The 14,134-nt window shown below is 66.7% G+C and carries 12 protein-coding genes; 6 read left to right on the forward strand and 6 right to left on the reverse strand.

From position 1 onward, the window contains the following. Window positions 1-131 precede the first annotated feature (131 nt). The gene (yiaA, locus tag AC5P76_RS15760) at window positions 132-581 is read left to right on the forward strand and encodes an inner membrane protein YiaA (protein WP_053519474.1); all 450 of its coding nucleotides are present in this window, start codon (window positions 132-134) and stop codon (window positions 579-581) included. 91 nt (window positions 582-672) lie between these two features. Here the strand turns inward: yiaA and AC5P76_RS15765 are convergent, their stop codons facing one another. The 6 genes from AC5P76_RS15765 to AC5P76_RS15790 form a co-directional block, all read right to left on the reverse strand. Next, window positions 673-1,017 (reverse strand): hypothetical protein, encoded by a 345-nt coding sequence (locus tag AC5P76_RS15765; RefSeq protein WP_253119768.1) that lies wholly within the window; start codon window positions 1,015-1,017, stop codon window positions 673-675. 111 nt (window positions 1,018-1,128) lie between these two features. Beyond that, window positions 1,129-2,427, reverse strand: coding sequence for an APC family permease (locus tag AC5P76_RS15770; RefSeq protein ID WP_065175432.1), 1,299 nt, complete (start codon window positions 2,425-2,427; stop codon window positions 1,129-1,131). Further along, window positions 2,424-3,200 carry a L,D-transpeptidase family protein gene (locus AC5P76_RS15775; RefSeq protein ID WP_128988080.1) on the reverse strand — a complete coding sequence of 259 codons (777 nt, stop codon included), beginning with the start codon at window positions 3,198-3,200 and terminating at the stop codon, window positions 2,424-2,426. Before AC5P76_RS15775 ends, AC5P76_RS15770 begins: the two co-directional genes overlap by 4 nt. A 27-nt stretch (window positions 3,201-3,227) precedes the next feature. Next, on the reverse strand, window positions 3,228-4,073 hold the full coding sequence (locus tag AC5P76_RS15780; RefSeq protein ID WP_065175430.1) for a MurR/RpiR family transcriptional regulator: 846 nt from the start codon (window positions 4,071-4,073) through the stop codon (window positions 3,228-3,230). Between the two features lie 73 nt (window positions 4,074-4,146). Then, the gene (locus AC5P76_RS15785) at window positions 4,147-5,253 is read right to left on the reverse strand and encodes a dipeptide epimerase (protein ID WP_065182564.1); all 1,107 of its coding nucleotides are present in this window, start codon (window positions 5,251-5,253) and stop codon (window positions 4,147-4,149) included. Then, window positions 5,250-6,686 carry an SH3 domain-containing protein gene (locus AC5P76_RS15790; RefSeq protein ID WP_253119771.1) on the reverse strand — a complete coding sequence of 479 codons (1,437 nt, stop codon included), beginning with the start codon at window positions 6,684-6,686 and terminating at the stop codon, window positions 5,250-5,252. The genes AC5P76_RS15785 and AC5P76_RS15790 overlap by 4 nt, the downstream gene beginning before the upstream one ends. Before the next feature lie 132 nt (window positions 6,687-6,818). Between AC5P76_RS15790 and AC5P76_RS15795 the strand changes: the two genes are divergently transcribed. From AC5P76_RS15795 to AC5P76_RS15815, 5 genes are all read left to right on the forward strand, one after another. Beyond that, a complete protein-coding gene (locus tag AC5P76_RS15795; RefSeq protein ID WP_253119773.1) occupies window positions 6,819-8,279 on the forward strand; it encodes a transglutaminase-like domain-containing protein in 1,461 nt (486 codons plus the stop codon). A 51-nt stretch (window positions 8,280-8,330) separates the two neighbouring features. Next, a complete protein-coding gene (locus AC5P76_RS15800; RefSeq protein ID WP_065175428.1) occupies window positions 8,331-11,330 on the forward strand; it encodes a TonB-dependent receptor in 3,000 nt (999 codons plus the stop codon). 58 nt (window positions 11,331-11,388) lie between these two features. After that, on the forward strand, window positions 11,389-12,939 hold the full coding sequence (locus AC5P76_RS15805; protein WP_253119776.1) for a serine hydrolase domain-containing protein: 1,551 nt from the start codon (window positions 11,389-11,391) through the stop codon (window positions 12,937-12,939). Next, window positions 12,872-13,585, forward strand: coding sequence for a M15 family metallopeptidase (locus AC5P76_RS15810; RefSeq protein WP_253119779.1), 714 nt, complete (start codon window positions 12,872-12,874; stop codon window positions 13,583-13,585). The genes AC5P76_RS15805 and AC5P76_RS15810 overlap by 68 nt, the downstream gene beginning before the upstream one ends. Window positions 13,586-13,656: 71 nt before the next feature. Continuing rightward, a complete protein-coding gene (locus tag AC5P76_RS15815) occupies window positions 13,657-14,028 on the forward strand; it encodes a hypothetical protein (protein ID WP_053519653.1) in 372 nt (123 codons plus the stop codon). The last annotated feature ends 106 nt before the right edge of the window (window positions 14,029-14,134 follow it).

The raw sequence follows: 14,134 nt of genomic DNA on the forward strand, positions 1-14,134 counted from the left end.
CCCTTGTATACCACTGCGGGTGTGACCGTCGTGGCCCGAAGGTCCTGCTACCCCCTGTGCGACGTGGGGCGGATCGTCTAGGGTGGGCACGCCCGGGCAATGCATGCCCGTCTGTCTGCCAAGGATCTGCAATGCACACTGTTCCGACCCACAAGCCATCTCCCGCCTTCGTCGCCGCTTCGTGGGTGGCGCTGCTGCTTGGCGCGGTGGCTTATCTGATCGGCCTGTTCAACGCCGAAATGGCCCTGAACGAGAAGGGCTACTACCTGGCGTTGCTGCTTTATGGCCTGTTCGCGGCGGTATCGCTGCAGAAGAGCGTGCGCGACCGCGTGGAGGGCATCCCGGTCAGCGGCCTGTACTACGCGCTGTGCTGGTTCGCCCTGCTGTCGGCGCTGCTGCTGTTGCTGGTGGGCCTGTGGAATGCCACGTTGCTGTTGAGCGAGAAGGGCTTCTACGCCATGGCCTTCGCACTTGCGCTGTTCGGCGCGGTCGCGGTGCAGAAGAACACCCGCGACCTGATCGCCGCCAACGGCGGCAATGCACGCGGTCAGGCCGTGCCGCCGCTGCCGGAACACGACTGACCCCCGGATTGCGCAGAGCCGGGACCATGCCCGGCTCTGCCGCAGTGCCGAAGGACAGCCGGGCATGGCCCGGCCGCAGCGCGGGGTGCCCTCAGGTGCCGCGCGGTACGCCCTGGTCCAGGCGCTGGTCGAGGTTGACCGCTTCTTCCCAGCCGCGGCGGACGGCGTTGCGGGCCTGCGCCCACTCCAGCCGGCTCTTGCCGCGCTCGTTCGCCCAGCGTGACTCGAGTTCGGCTTCCACCTCTTCGTACGCGCGGATCATGTCCTGCGCACGGGCAGCGTGGCCGATGCGATAGGCCGGCTCGTAGTCCTCGAAGAACAGCTGGTTGTCGTAATAGGGTTCAGCGGTGTAACGCTCGCGCCAGAAGTCGGAAACGGCCTGGCGCGGTGCGCTGTCATCCGGCACGCGGCCGGGGATCTGGTACTCGGGGCTCATCGATCGGGCTCCGTGGTGGATGAGCTTCGATCATGCCGCCATGGCGGTTAACAGTCCGGTCCGCTCGCGTGAAGGGAAGGTGTCCTCCACCTGCGCCGTCGCTGCCGATCATCAGGCGCCTACGTCCTTGCGCGGCAGTTTGTAGATCACTGCGCCGATGGCGAAGGCGACCAGTGCGGCGGCGATGTTCTGCCAGCTGGCACTGGCGAACAGGGCCAGGCAGAGCAGCAGGGCCAGGACCGGAATCAGCGGCCCGCCCGGCAGCTTCAGTGCGCCCGGCCGGTCGGCGTAGCGCTTGGCCAGCACCAGCACGGCCGCCGCGGTTCCGATGTAGGCGAACAGTCGCGTGGTCATCGACAGCAGCGCCAACTGCACGAACGAACCGGACAGCGCCAGGCCGAGGGCGATCAGCCCCTGGCAGAAGATCGCGGCAGCCGGTGTGCGGAAGCGCGGATGGACCTGCGCGAGGATCTTCGGCCCGTAGCCATCGCGGGCAAGCGCGAACAGGAAGCGCGGGCCCATCATCATCGTATTGCTGTTGGTGCCGAGGATGGAGATGGTCGCACCGACGGTCAGGATCAACGCCAGTGCCTCACCGCCGAATCCGGCTGCGGCATCGGCCAGCGGTGTCGGCGACGACGCAAGCCCGGCCAGGGTGCCCTGCGCCACCACCTGCACCGCGCCGTAGATGACGGTGACGGTGATGATCATGGTGATCAACGCGAATGGAATGTCGCGACGGGGATTGCGGTACTCGCCGGCTGCCGCCGGGATGTTCTCGAAACCAGCGTAGGCATACAGCAGCAACAATGCGGCCTCACCCATGCGCTGCAGGTCGTGCGGGTCCGGGCGCTGGCCGGAGAACGCCAGCTGCGGATCGATGTAGAACGCGCCGATGGCCACGAACAGCAGCAGCGGCAGCATCTTGCCGATCACCAGCACGATGCCGGTGCGAGCCGCCGAGCGCACGCCGATGATGTTCACGCCGGTCAGGAAACCCAGCGACAGCACGATCACGGCAAGGCGACCCGTGCCGGCCCCGGCCCAGGGCCAGAAGCGCGCGACCGCATCGGCCAGCGCATTGCTGAGTGCGGCGGCCGAGCTGATACGGGTCAGCCAGATCATCCAGCCGATCTCGAAGCCGGCGAAGCGGCCAAAGGCTTCGCGGGCATACAGATAGCTGCCGCCGGGTTCATCGAAGTAACTGGCGGCCTGTGCGTAGCACAGCACCAGCAGGGCCACCACGATGCCGGCGGCGACCACGCCCCACAGGCTGAAGGGGCCCAGCAGGGCGACGGTGGCCGCCGGCAGCAGATAGATGCCGCTGCCGATTACGTCGTTGATCGACAGGCCGACGATCTGCCAGCGGCTGACCGCGCGCTGCAGCTGCGGTTCGTCCGGGGCGCTCAACGCAACGCTCCGGTCAGGGCCGGCAGCTGCCACGGCCCCTGCAGGTTGTCGTACTCCGTCTTGGGCAGCAGGACGAAGACCGCGCGCGTGTCCGGCTTCAGCCAGGCCAGCAGGGCCGTCATGTGGCGCGGCTCCATTGCCGTACAGCCGGCCGTGGCCTCGCCCGGTTTGCGCCAGAGGTGGGCGAAGATGCAACTGCCCTTGCCCGGCCTGCGGCTGCTGTTGTGCTCGATCACGAAGCCCTCGCGGTAGCGAACATCGCCCTTGTTGTGCAGGTCCAGCCGCATCGGTTCGGTGGAGCCTTCCACTGCGGCGGTACCTACGTCCGCCGCATCGACGATGCGGTTGTAGTAGCGCGAGGCGGGTACATCCATGCAGTAGTGGCTGGCCGTCATCGGCAGATACGGCATCGCGCTGGCGATCGTCGGCGCGTAGCCGAACGCGGGGCCGATATCGAAGACGCCGGCCGGACTGCGCCCGTCGCCTTCCGTCTTCTGCGGCCCCTGGTTGTGCAGCGACGCACGGCCCACGCCCCACGCGCTGCCCTCACGCCCCACGGCCACGGTGAAGGCCGGGCCGTGCGGGCGCCACGTGTCGTCGCTGCTCCTGCGCTCATAGGCCTGCAGCCGGCCCTGGGTGGCATCCCAACTGTCGGTGACCACCACGATGGCCTGCAGACTGCGCGCCATCGGCGGCAGCGGGGTGAGCGCGCCGGCCGGCAGCGCGGTGGCCAGAGCGGTGACAGCGAGGGCGGTACGCAGCAGTGGCAGCATCGTGGACTCCAGTGAACCAGGGGTCGATCAGGCGTCGATCAGGTGTTCGATCCGTTCCAGGTTCACCCCGAGCTGGCGGTGGCGGTCCGGGTTGGCATGGCACAAAAGCACGAAGACGAAGTCGAGCAGGGACTGCAGTGAAGCACGGTACAGCAGCTGCGCCACGTGCGGTGCAGGGTCATGGGCGCAGACCACCAGTGACTGGTCGGCATGTGCGCGCAGCGGGTTGGCGGTATGGCGGGTGATCGACACCACCTTCCCGCCCACGTCCTGGAACTGCCGCGACAGCTGGAACAGCTGCGGCAGCTTGCCGAACTCGGAGAACACCAGCATGGCATCACCGGCCCGCGCCGCTGACAGGTTGGCCATCATCAGGATCGGATCGGCATGGTGCACGGTCAGCATGCCCAGCAGCGACAGGCGCATGGCGAACTCGCGCGCGTACAGGCCGTCATCGCCAAGGCCGTACACGAACACTTTGGGCGCCCTGTCGAGCAGTCGCACGATGGCCTCCACATCAGCCTGCGCATTGGCCAGGCTGGTCTCTTCCTCGGCGGCTGCCCGGCTCAGGCGCAGGCGCCCGGCGATGTCGGCGTAGTCATCGGCGCTCGGCGACGGCGGGCGTGCCTGCGGATCGTGGCCGGCGCGCGCCACGTCCTGGCCGATCGAGTACTTCAGGTCCGGGTAACCCTTGAAGCCCAGCTTCTGGCTGAACTTCACCACGCTGGACTGGCTGATGCCCAGCGCGCTGGCCAGCTGCTGCGACGAGTAGTCGCGCAGCAGGTGCGCGTTGTCGAGGATGAAGTCGGCGATGCGGCGTTCGATGGCCGACATCTGCCCGCGCTCGGAGCGGATTTTCACCAGGGGTGGCATGGGGCTCAGCGTGGGTCCGGTTGCAGGAAGGGTAAGCGGGATCAACGGTCGGCGGTAGCGCCCGTGCTGCGGCCTACCAGCGCGGCGGCGTGATCATCTCCAGCCCGCGCACCTCGGTGATTCCCAGCCCCGGCGCATCGCTGATGGTGATCTCCGACTCGTTGAAGTTGACCCCGCCGCTGACCGGATCGAACTGGCCCAGCGAAGGGCCGTCCAGGTCGACCTTGGTGATCACATCACTCCTGGCCACGGCCAGGTGCACGGCCGCGGCCACGCTGATGCTCGATTCGATCATGCAGCCGATCATGCACGGCACGCCGTAGATGCCGGCGATGTCGGCGATGCGGATGGCATTGGACAGGCCACCGGTCTTCATCAGCTTGATGTTGATGATGTCCGCCGCGCGCTGCTGGATCAGGTCCATCACCTGGCTGGGACTGAACACACTCTCATCGGCCATGACGGGCGTGTTGACCCGGTCGGTCACGTACTTCAGGCCACTGATGTCGGCGGCCTTCACCGGCTGCTCCAGCAGCTCCAGCACCACCCCGGCATCCTCCAGCGTGCGCATCGCGTGCACCGCCTGCTTGGCGGTCCAGCCCTGGTTGGCGTCCAGGCGCAGCAGGGCGCGGCCTTCAACCGCCGCGTGGATCGCCTTGACCCGCTCGATGTCCAGGCCGATGTCCTTGCCGACCTTGATCTTCAGCGACTCGAAGCCACGCTCGATCGCCGACAGCGAATCGGCCACCATCTTGTCGATGTAGTCCACGCTGATGGTGATGTCGGTGGTGATGACCGGGTCGCCGCCGCCGAGCATCTGGTACAGCGGCGCACCATGCAGCTGCGCCCACAGGTCGTACAGGGCGATCTCCACTGCGGCCTTGGCGCTGGTATTGCGCTCCATCGACGTCTGCACCAGCCCGCACAGGCGGTTGAGGTTGGCAACGTCCTGCCCGATCAGGCGTGGAGCGATGAAGTGGCGGATCGCTTCGATGATCGAGCCATGCGTATCACCGGTGATCACGGCGGTGGCCGGCGCCTCGCCGTACCCGGTGTGGCCGCTGTCGGTGCGGACCAGCACCACCACGTCCTCCACGGTTTCCACGGTGCGCAGGGCGGTCTTGAAGGGGGTCTTCAGCGGCACGCGCAGCATGCCCAGTTCAATGGCGGTGATCTTCATTCAGGGGTCTTGGCCCGCAGGCGCTGGATGTTGGTGATGCGGTCGATGTAACGGACCGTGTCGCTGGCCATCATCGGCTCCAGCGGCGTGACCGAAACACCATTGAGATGGGCCTGCACACGCGTGCCGTCGGCGCCGAACCAGCTGCCGCCGGCCGTATCGTGGATGACCCAGGTGCGGCCGTCGACGTGGCCGATGGCCATCATCACATGGCCGGGGATGTAGACCAGATCACCGACCTGCAGGCCGGTGACGGCACGTTCGCGCGCGGCCTTGCCATCCCTGCTGGTGAACGGCAGGCGATCCAGTGCCGGGCTGATCGCCTGGGCGCTGGTATTGCGCGGCAGCAGCACGCCGAAGCTGCGGTAGATTTCCGAAACGAAGCCGCTGCAGTCGCGGGTATCGTAGTCATGGCCCCAGCCATAGCGCTCACCCAGGAACTTGAACGCCTGCTGCAACAGCCGTCGAGGGGTCAGCGGCAGGTAATCGGCGACCGTGTCCTGCGAGCGCGGCAGCAGTGCCGGAACCAGCTTCAGTCGTCCATCGGCCTCGCGCACGGGCAGCTGCACCACCCATGAGGCGTGAGCCTGCTGGCCGTTGACCGGCGTGGCCGCAGGCCAGTCGGCCAGCACCGGCAGGCGCACGCCCATGTCCAGCTGCAGGCGCGAGACGCGCGGCTCTTCCGGCGTGTAGACGGTGTGCGCGGTGGCGCCGGTGACGATGCGGTACGGGCCGGCGCTGCCATAGCCGAGCACGCTGGTCTTGTCGCCGGTGGCCACGGCGTCCGTTTCGATCCATGCACTGTAACGCTCGCTGTGCACGAACAACCAGCGGCCATCGGTGCTGCGATGGACCACGGCGACCTTGTCACCGGGGAACAGCGCCGATTCCTGGAAGCGATCGATATCGGTATCGCCCACCGTGCTGAAGACCCGCTCGCGGGTCGGGAAGGTGCGCAGTGCGGCACGCTTCACCACCAGCCCGTAGTCGGGCGCCACCTGTGCGGGAATCGCATCCAGGCCGAGGTTGGCTTCGATGGCCTTGCGCACTGCCGGTGCGATCGCCTGCCCCTTGGCGTTATAGAGCGTACGCGTGGGCCAGCTCGACAGCGCCGTGATGCTGCTGCGTACCTGTGCCGCATCCAGCTGGGCGGGCAGGGCGGCGATGTCCTGGATATGGACATCCTCTGCGCGCATCCGTGCGTTCTGCGCCTGGATCTGTGCGCGGTCGAGGATCGGCGCATCGGCATCGTCCAGCCGGGCGGCCCAGTAGTCCGGGGTCAGGTAAGCCTCGTGCAGACCGATCACATACGGCAGCGGCGCGCCCGGATCGGGCGCGGCAGCCTGCACGAAGGCCGGTGCGGCGAACAGGCACAGGGCCAGGGTCAACCGGCGCGGCCACTGCCGGCGCGGTTCGCGGGAAGCCAGAATCATGCGCAGCACACCCTCCTCGAATGCCTTAAGGAATATTTATTCCTTTCGCTCGCGAAAGCAAGAATAAATTATTGACCGGTCCTCCGGCCCGTGTTACACAGCCGTTACCACCCGCGCTTGGGAAGTGTCGCTGTGGATCCTGCCGTTCGCAAACCGCGTCTGCCTGCCGCCGCCGGCCTGTGTGCCGCGCTGCTGCTGTGGGCGTCGGCCACGCACGCGGCAGACGCGCGCGACAGCCGGCAGCTGCAGGTGATCGACCTGATCGACAGCGGGCGCTTCAGCGACGCCCAGGCGCTGCTGGCGACCGGGCGCGATGCTGCCGACGACGCATTCCAGCGCGAGCGCATGCGCCGCATCCGCCTGGATTTTTCCCTCGACGAAGCGGCGGCCAAAGCGGCGGTGCGTCGCTGGATTCCGGATCTGACCGACGAGGAGTTCGCGCGCTGGGACCAGCTGGGGCTGATCGAGCACCTCGATATCGATGGCAGGCGCGCGTACTTCAAGCGCGCGCCCTCGAACCTGTTCCTGCTCAGCGATGAAGCGCGTGCACGCCGCCGCGCCGATGCACCGATGCCGTCTCCGGGCCCGAATGAAGTGCTCAACGCGCACCACGCACGTGTCGTTGCTGCTGCCGGTCAAAGCGGCCAGGGCTCGGTGCTGCCGCAGCGCATCGCGTTCACGCAGTCGCTCACGGTCAAGGCCGATGCGGTCCCGGCGGGCGAAACCGTTCGCGCCTGGATTCCCTATCCGCGCGAGATTCCGGGCCAGCAGGAGCGCGTGCAATGGCTTGGCAGTACACCGGACAAAGCACGCGTGGCACCCGCCAGTACCCTGCAGCGCACCGCCTATCTGGAAGCGAAGGCCGTCGCCGGGCAGCCCACGCGCTTCGAGATCCGTTATGCGGTCACCCTGTCCGCCCGCCACACGGCAATCGATCCGGCCCGGGTGCAGCCGACACCGGCCGACGCCGCGCTGCAGCCTTATCTGGGCGAACAGTTGCCGCATGTGCGTTTCACGCCGGCATTGAAACTGTTTTCCGACCAGGTGCTGCAGGGCGAAACACGCCCCTATGAGATCGTGCGCAGGCTGTTCGCGGCGGTCGATCGCATCCCATGGGCCGGCGCACGCGAGTATTCCACCCTCAGCAACATCAGCGACTACGCGCTGCGTGCCGGCCATGCCGACTGCGGCCAGCAGACGCTGCTGCTGATCGCGCTGCTGCGCATGAACGGCATTCCCGCGCGCTGGCAGTCGGGCATGGTGTTCTCCGACGATGGCAGCGGCTACAACAACCTGCATGACTGGGGACAGGTCTATCTGGCGCCGTATGGCTGGCTGCCGATGGATGTGACCACCGGTGCACTGGCCAGCGATGTACCTGCGCTGCGCGATTTCTACCTGGGTGGCCTCGACGGCTACCGCATCGCCTTCAACGACGATTTCGGCCAGCCGTTCGTGCCGGCCAAACAGCATTTCCGCTCGGAAACGGTCGACTCGCAGCGCGGCGAGGCCGAGTGGGCAGGCGGCAACCTGTACTTCGACCAATGGAGCTACGACTTCCAGTGGCAGGTACTGCCCGCCGGGCAACGCTAGCGCGACACACCACCATCGGCACCATTCAATTCTTGCAGGAGAGAGCAGGGGATGAAGGCATACAACATCAAGCGGGCGGCGCTGTGCGTCGCCCTGGGTACCTGTCTGGGCGTGATCGCGCCCGGCGCCTTCGCGCAGGATGGCTCCGTCGCCGGCCGGCTGGTCAGCGATGCCGGCCAGGTTCCCGCCGGCGCCACGGTCACGGTGCGCAATCCGGCCACCGGCTTCGTCCGCTCCGTACAGGCCGATGCCAACGGCAGCTATCGCATTCCGCTGCTGCCGGTGGGCACCTATGAGATGGAGGTGAGCCTGCCCGGCGGCGGTGCCAGCCGCGTCGGCCAGGTCACCGTCGGCCTGGGCAGCGCAACCACCGTCAATGTGCCGCTGGGTGCGGTCAGTACCCTGGGAACGGTGGAGGTGCGCGCGCCGCAGGTGGTATCGATGGTGGATGTGAAGTCCACCGAATCGGCCACCAATATCACCCGTGAGGAGCTGTCGCGCCTGCCGGTGGACCGTGATATCACCGCCGTTGCGCTGCTGGCGCCGGGCGCAGTGAAGGGCAAGGGCTCGCTGGGCGGGCAGGGCATTTCGTTCGGCGGCTCGTCAGTGGCCGAGAACACCGTGTACATCAATGGACTGAACGTCACCGACTTCTACAACCGGGTGGGCTTCTCGTCAGTACCGTTCTCCTTCTACCAGGAGTTCCAGGTCAAGACCGGAGGCTATTCGGTGGAGTTCGGGCGCAGCACCGGTGGCGTCATCAACGCCGTCACCCGCTCGGGCAGCAACGACTTCAAGGCCGGTGCCGAGCTGGTGTTCGAACCCCGCGCGTGGCAGTCGCAGGCCCGCGACCGCTATGACGGCCAAGGCAGCCGCTACATCACCGCCAGCCGCGACGACTACAGCCGCAGTGCGCTCAACGTGTTCGCCTCCGGTGCCCTGGTCCAGGACCGGCTGTTCTTCTTCGGCATGTACGAGGCCCGTGACTACCGGCCAACCTCGACCAACGATGCCGGTACACGCCTGAGCCAGGGCAAGGCCGATGACCCGTTCTGGGGCGGCAAGATCGACTGGCAGATCACCGACAACCAGATGCTGTCGCTGTTCGGCTTCTCGGACAAGAGCAAGACGCTTACCGATGTCTACAACTACGACTATGCCAGTGGCCAGACGGTAGGCGAGCGCAGCAACCAGATCTACAACACCGTGGGCGGCAGGAACTGGTCGGGCACCTACAGCTGGCAGGTCAACAACGACCTGACCATGAAGCTGATGTATGGCGAGAACAAGCGCAACCGCGCGCAGAGCTCGTTGATGGACGAAAACTGCAACCGCGTGTTCGACAACCGTACCGCCAGCCAGGGCGTGCCCTCGCAGCTGCAGGGCGACCGCAGCTGCACCAGCAGCTCGCTGCTGGAATCGGCACTGGATACGCGCAAGGCCGCACGCGCCGACTTCGAGTGGACCCTGGGCGACCATCTGCTGCGCTTCGGCCTGGACCGCGAAGAGAACACCTCCGACTACAGCCGCGCCTATCCCGGTCCGGGTGGTTTCCGCTACGACATCTACTACCGCACGCCGGGCAGCTCGCTCAATGGGGGCATCGTGCCGGCCAGTGGCCTGGTCGCGCGCACCCGCCGGTATGAAGTGGATGGCTCGTTTGAAACCATCAACTCGGCGTATTACCTGGAAGACAACTGGCAGGTCACCCCGAACCTGCTGCTGAACATGGGCCTGCGCCTGGAAGCCTTCGACAACAAGGGCGGCGACGGCAGCAGCTACATCAAGATCGACGACATGCTGGCCCCGCGCCTGGGCTTCGCGTGGGACGTGCGCGGTGATGGCACCACCAAGGTGTTCGGCAACCTTGGCCGCTACTTCCTGCCGGTGGCCAACGTCATCAACATCAAGCAGGCCGGTGGCTTCCTGGACGAACGCACCTGGTACGAATTCCTCGGCTATAGCGGTGCCGCCAACAACGTGCCGAACCTGGGGGCGCAGATCGGGCCGGTCGACAATTCGCAGGGTGATGGCAGCGTGCCGGACCTGCGTGCCGAAGTGAACCGGGACATGGACCCGGTCTACCAGGACGAGGCGATCCTCGGCTTCCAGCAGATGATCAACGAAGCCTGGTCGGTCGGTGCCAGCGTGACCTATCGGCGCCTGCACAACGCCATCGATGACATGAACATCACCGCCACCGGCCAGTGCGGTGCCATCGACAGCGTCTGGATCATGGGCAATCCCGGGCGCAGCAATACCGTCTGGGGCGATACCAACTGCGACGGCAGCAACGACGGCTGGATCAGCATCGATACGTCGAAGGAAGGCTGGGCGCTGTATGACGATGACGGCAACTATGTTGGCCAGCGCGGCTGGGTGAAGCCCAAGCGCGACTACAAGGCGCTGGAGCTGCAGGTCGATCGCGCCTGGGATGGCAAGTGGGGCTTCAATGCGTCCTATACGCTGGCTTACGGCCGTGGCAACGCGGAAGGTCCGGTCAACTCCGATACCGACTTTGCCGATGCCGGACGCACCGAGAATTTCGACAACCCCTGGGTGAACTACCGCGGCTACGGCTACCTGGCCAATGACCGGCGGCATCAGTTCAAGTTCCGTGGCAGCTATGCGTTGACCGAGAACCTGAGCGTGGCGGCGACGCTGGGCGTGCAGTCGGGCAGCCCGATCACCCGCTTCGGCGCCGGCAATCCGTTCGACGACACCGACTTCCACAGCTATTACGTGTGCGTCTCCAACTGCCAGGCGAGCGTGCCGTCCGAGCGCGTGTTCGTGCATTCCCCGCGCGGTGGCGATGGCCGCACGCCGTGGACCTACGACCTCGACGTCAGCGTGTCGTACAAGGTGCCGATCCCCACCGACCTGCGCCTGAAGCTGGCGGTGTACAACGTACTCAACCAGCAGCGTGTGGTGACGGTGGACCAGGACTACGAACCGCAGGACAGCATCGGTACGCCGAACCCGCTGTATCGTTATGGCACCGGCTTCCAGTCGCCGCGCTATGCGCAGCTGACGGTAACCTGGAGCTACTGACGCTGTGCCCGCGCCGCTCGAAGGGGCGGCGCGGGCAATGACCCAAGGGAGCGGGCCTGTGCTTCAGCTGATCGTCCTTGCTGCACTTGCCGGCTCGCCTGCTGCGCTGGCGGAGCCCGCGCGCTTCGATGCCGATATCGCCACCGTTGTCGCACGCGAGCACCTGCCTGGGGTGGCGGTGGCGGTGGTGGACCAGGGACAGGTGGTGTACCGCCATGCCGAGGGCATGCGGGGCGATGGCGGTCGCATTGACGAGGACACGCTGTTCAAGATCGCCTCCAACAGCAAGGCGATGACCGCCGCGCTGCTGGCACGGCTGGTGCAGCAGGGCCGGCTGCGCTGGGATGACCCCGTGCAGCGGCATCTGCCCGGCTTCCGCATGCACGACGCCTGGGTGGGGCAACAGATGCAGGTGCGTGATCTGCTGATCCACAACAGTGGCCTGGGGCTGGGCGCCGGTGACCTGATGCTGTGGCCCGAGCCCAATGCCTTCACCCGCGCCGACATCATCGCCGGGCTTGCGCATCTGAAACCCGTTACCAGCTTCCGCAGCGGCTATGCCTACGACAACCTGATGTACGTGGTCGCCGGTGAAGTGGCTGCTGCCGCAGGGGGCAAGCCCTATGACCAGCTGATGCGCGAGCAGGTGTTTGAACCGCTGGGCATGGCCCGTTGCCAGGTTGGCCGCTGGTCGGTGCGCGATGTCGGCAACGTCGCCCAGCCGCATGCGCGGCGCGACGGCCGCACGACGGTGGTCAACACCGATGGTGAGATCAGCGCCGATCTGCCATCGATGGCAGCCGGCGGCATCCGCTGCTCGCTGCGCGACATGACGCGCTGGATGCAGGTCCTGCTGGATCCCGACCTTGTGCCGGACTGGCTGGACACGCCACAGCGGCGGGCACTGTGGACGCTGCACATGCCGATGCCGCTGGGTGACTTGCAGCGGCGCTGGGACAACGCACACGTGCATGGGTATGGCTACGGCTGGCGCCTGTCGGACATCGATGGCCACTGGAAGGTGGCGCATACCGGCACTCTGTCCGGCATGTATTCGTCGCTGGCCCTGCTGCCCGACCGTGGCATCGGCGTGGTGATGCTGATCAATGGCGAGGGCGAGCAGGCACGTACCGCACTGATGCAGTCGATGCTGAAGGCGTACACCGCGCCGCAGGACCGCAGGCGTGCCGCCGACTACCTCGATGAACTGGGGCGCGCGCAGGCGTCCAAGCGTGCGCAGGGGCATGTGGCGCCTTCGACGGAAGGTGCGCGCGCCGTATCCGGCACGGCCTTGCCGCAGTGGCAGGGCCGCTATGCGGATCCATGGCTGGGAACCGCCTGGCTGTGCCCAGGCCCCGACGGCCTGCGGTTCCGCGTGGAGAAATCGCCTCGCCTGCAGGCCCGGGTGATGCAGCTGCAGCAGCGTTGGCTGCTGCGTTGGGATACGCTGGGTGAGGACGCGCAGGCGTGGCTGCAGCCCGGCGATGGCCCGGTGCCGTCCCTGCAACTGCGCGCGATCGACCCGGACATCGACTTCAGCTATGACTTCCAGGATCTGCATTTCACTCGCATTGGCGACTGCACTGGCGAGCCCCGCGCACGCCAGTGAGGCGCCGCGCATATCGTCGGCCACCGATGCGTCGCAGGCCGGGCTGGTGGAGATCCGCACGGTGTCGCCGGGAATCGAGCTGGACATCCGCTATGCCGGCGCCGGCAACTTCACGGGCGCACGCGTGCCTGGCTATGAAGCGCCGGCCTGTTATCTGCTGGCGCCGGTCGCGACCGCACTGGCACGGGTCGAAGCAGATCTGCGCGCGCAGGGCTTCGCTCTGCGCATCTACGACTGCTATCGCCCGGTGCGCGCGGTGCAGGCGTTCGTGGCCTGGGCACATGACCCCGCGGAGCAGTCACGCAAGTCACTGCAGTATCCGGATCTGGAAAAGCCGCAGCTGTTGAGCGAAGGCTACATCGCCGAGCGCTCGGGCCACAGTCGCGGCGCCACCGTGGACGTCGGCCTGCTGGCGTGCCGGCGCGACACGTGCACGCCGCTGGACATGGGCACCGATTTCGATTTCTTCGGTCCGCGGGCGCACACCGCGGCCGAGGGCCTGGATGACGCACAGCGGGCCCACCGTGCCCGTCTGCTGCAGGCGATGGCCCGGCATGGCTTCAGCAACTATGCGCAGGAGTGGTGGCACTACACGCTGCAGCCCGAGCCGGACCCGATGACCGCCTACGACGTGCCCGTTCGATAGCAGCACCGGCGGGTCCGCGCCGCCGAGACCCTCCGTCGTACACTGGCCGCCTTTCCCCTCCTGCGCACCCGATGAATCTTCCCCTGCATTTCGGCCTGCTCGGTACCCTGGAAGCTGGCGCCATCGCATTGCTGGTTGGCCTGCTGGTGTACCTGCTCTGGCATCGGCTGTGCCGCCTGCTGCACTGGACGGTAGGCCATGCCATCGGCTGGTCGTGCGTCATCGCCGTGGTGATCTCGGCCGGCATCGATGCATGGAAGCTCTTCTACATGGGAATCGTGCGGCTGGAGTCGCCGCTGTATGCGCGGTTGTTCCTGGCCACCATCCACGATCCGAACGAACTCGGCAGCCGCGTGGTGCTGGAGATTGCCGGAGCGCTCGCCGGTGTGGCGCTGGGATGGGTGTTGTTCAGTTCGCGGTCATCGTCCCAGAACGTCGACTGACGCAGGTTTTTCGTTGCCTGTGGGTTAAATCCAAGGGCGTTGAATGTTCGCCTTATGGGCCGATCACTCCACCCTAACCACCGCGCTAATGCATGCACGCCGGGCA

This window comes from Stenotrophomonas sp. YJH_SMC_36, assembly GCF_059369935.1.

What these genes read in the sequence shown, in the direction of transcription:
- yiaA (WP_053519474.1), top strand. Translation starts at nt 132, where the DNA reads ATGCACACTGTTCCGACCCACAAGCCATCTCCCGCCTTCGTCGCCGCT.
- AC5P76_RS15765 (WP_253119768.1), bottom strand. Translation starts at nt 1,017, where the DNA reads ATGAGCCCCGAGTACCAGATCCCCGGCCGCGTGCCGGATGACAGCGCA.
- AC5P76_RS15810 (WP_253119779.1), top strand. Translation starts at nt 12,872, where the DNA reads ATGACTTCCAGGATCTGCATTTCACTCGCATTGGCGACTGCACTGGCG.
- AC5P76_RS15790 (WP_253119771.1), bottom strand. Translation starts at nt 6,686, where the DNA reads ATGATTCTGGCTTCCCGCGAACCGCGCCGGCAGTGGCCGCGCCGGTTG.
- AC5P76_RS15785 (WP_065182564.1), bottom strand. Translation starts at nt 5,253, where the DNA reads ATGAAGATCACCGCCATTGAACTGGGCATGCTGCGCGTGCCGCTGAAG.
- AC5P76_RS15815 (WP_053519653.1), top strand. Translation starts at nt 13,657, where the DNA reads ATGAATCTTCCCCTGCATTTCGGCCTGCTCGGTACCCTGGAAGCTGGC.
- AC5P76_RS15780 (WP_065175430.1), bottom strand. Translation starts at nt 4,073, where the DNA reads ATGCCACCCCTGGTGAAAATCCGCTCCGAGCGCGGGCAGATGTCGGCC.
- AC5P76_RS15800 (WP_065175428.1), top strand. Translation starts at nt 8,331, where the DNA reads ATGAAGGCATACAACATCAAGCGGGCGGCGCTGTGCGTCGCCCTGGGT.
- AC5P76_RS15775 (WP_128988080.1), bottom strand. Translation starts at nt 3,200, where the DNA reads ATGCTGCCACTGCTGCGTACCGCCCTCGCTGTCACCGCTCTGGCCACC.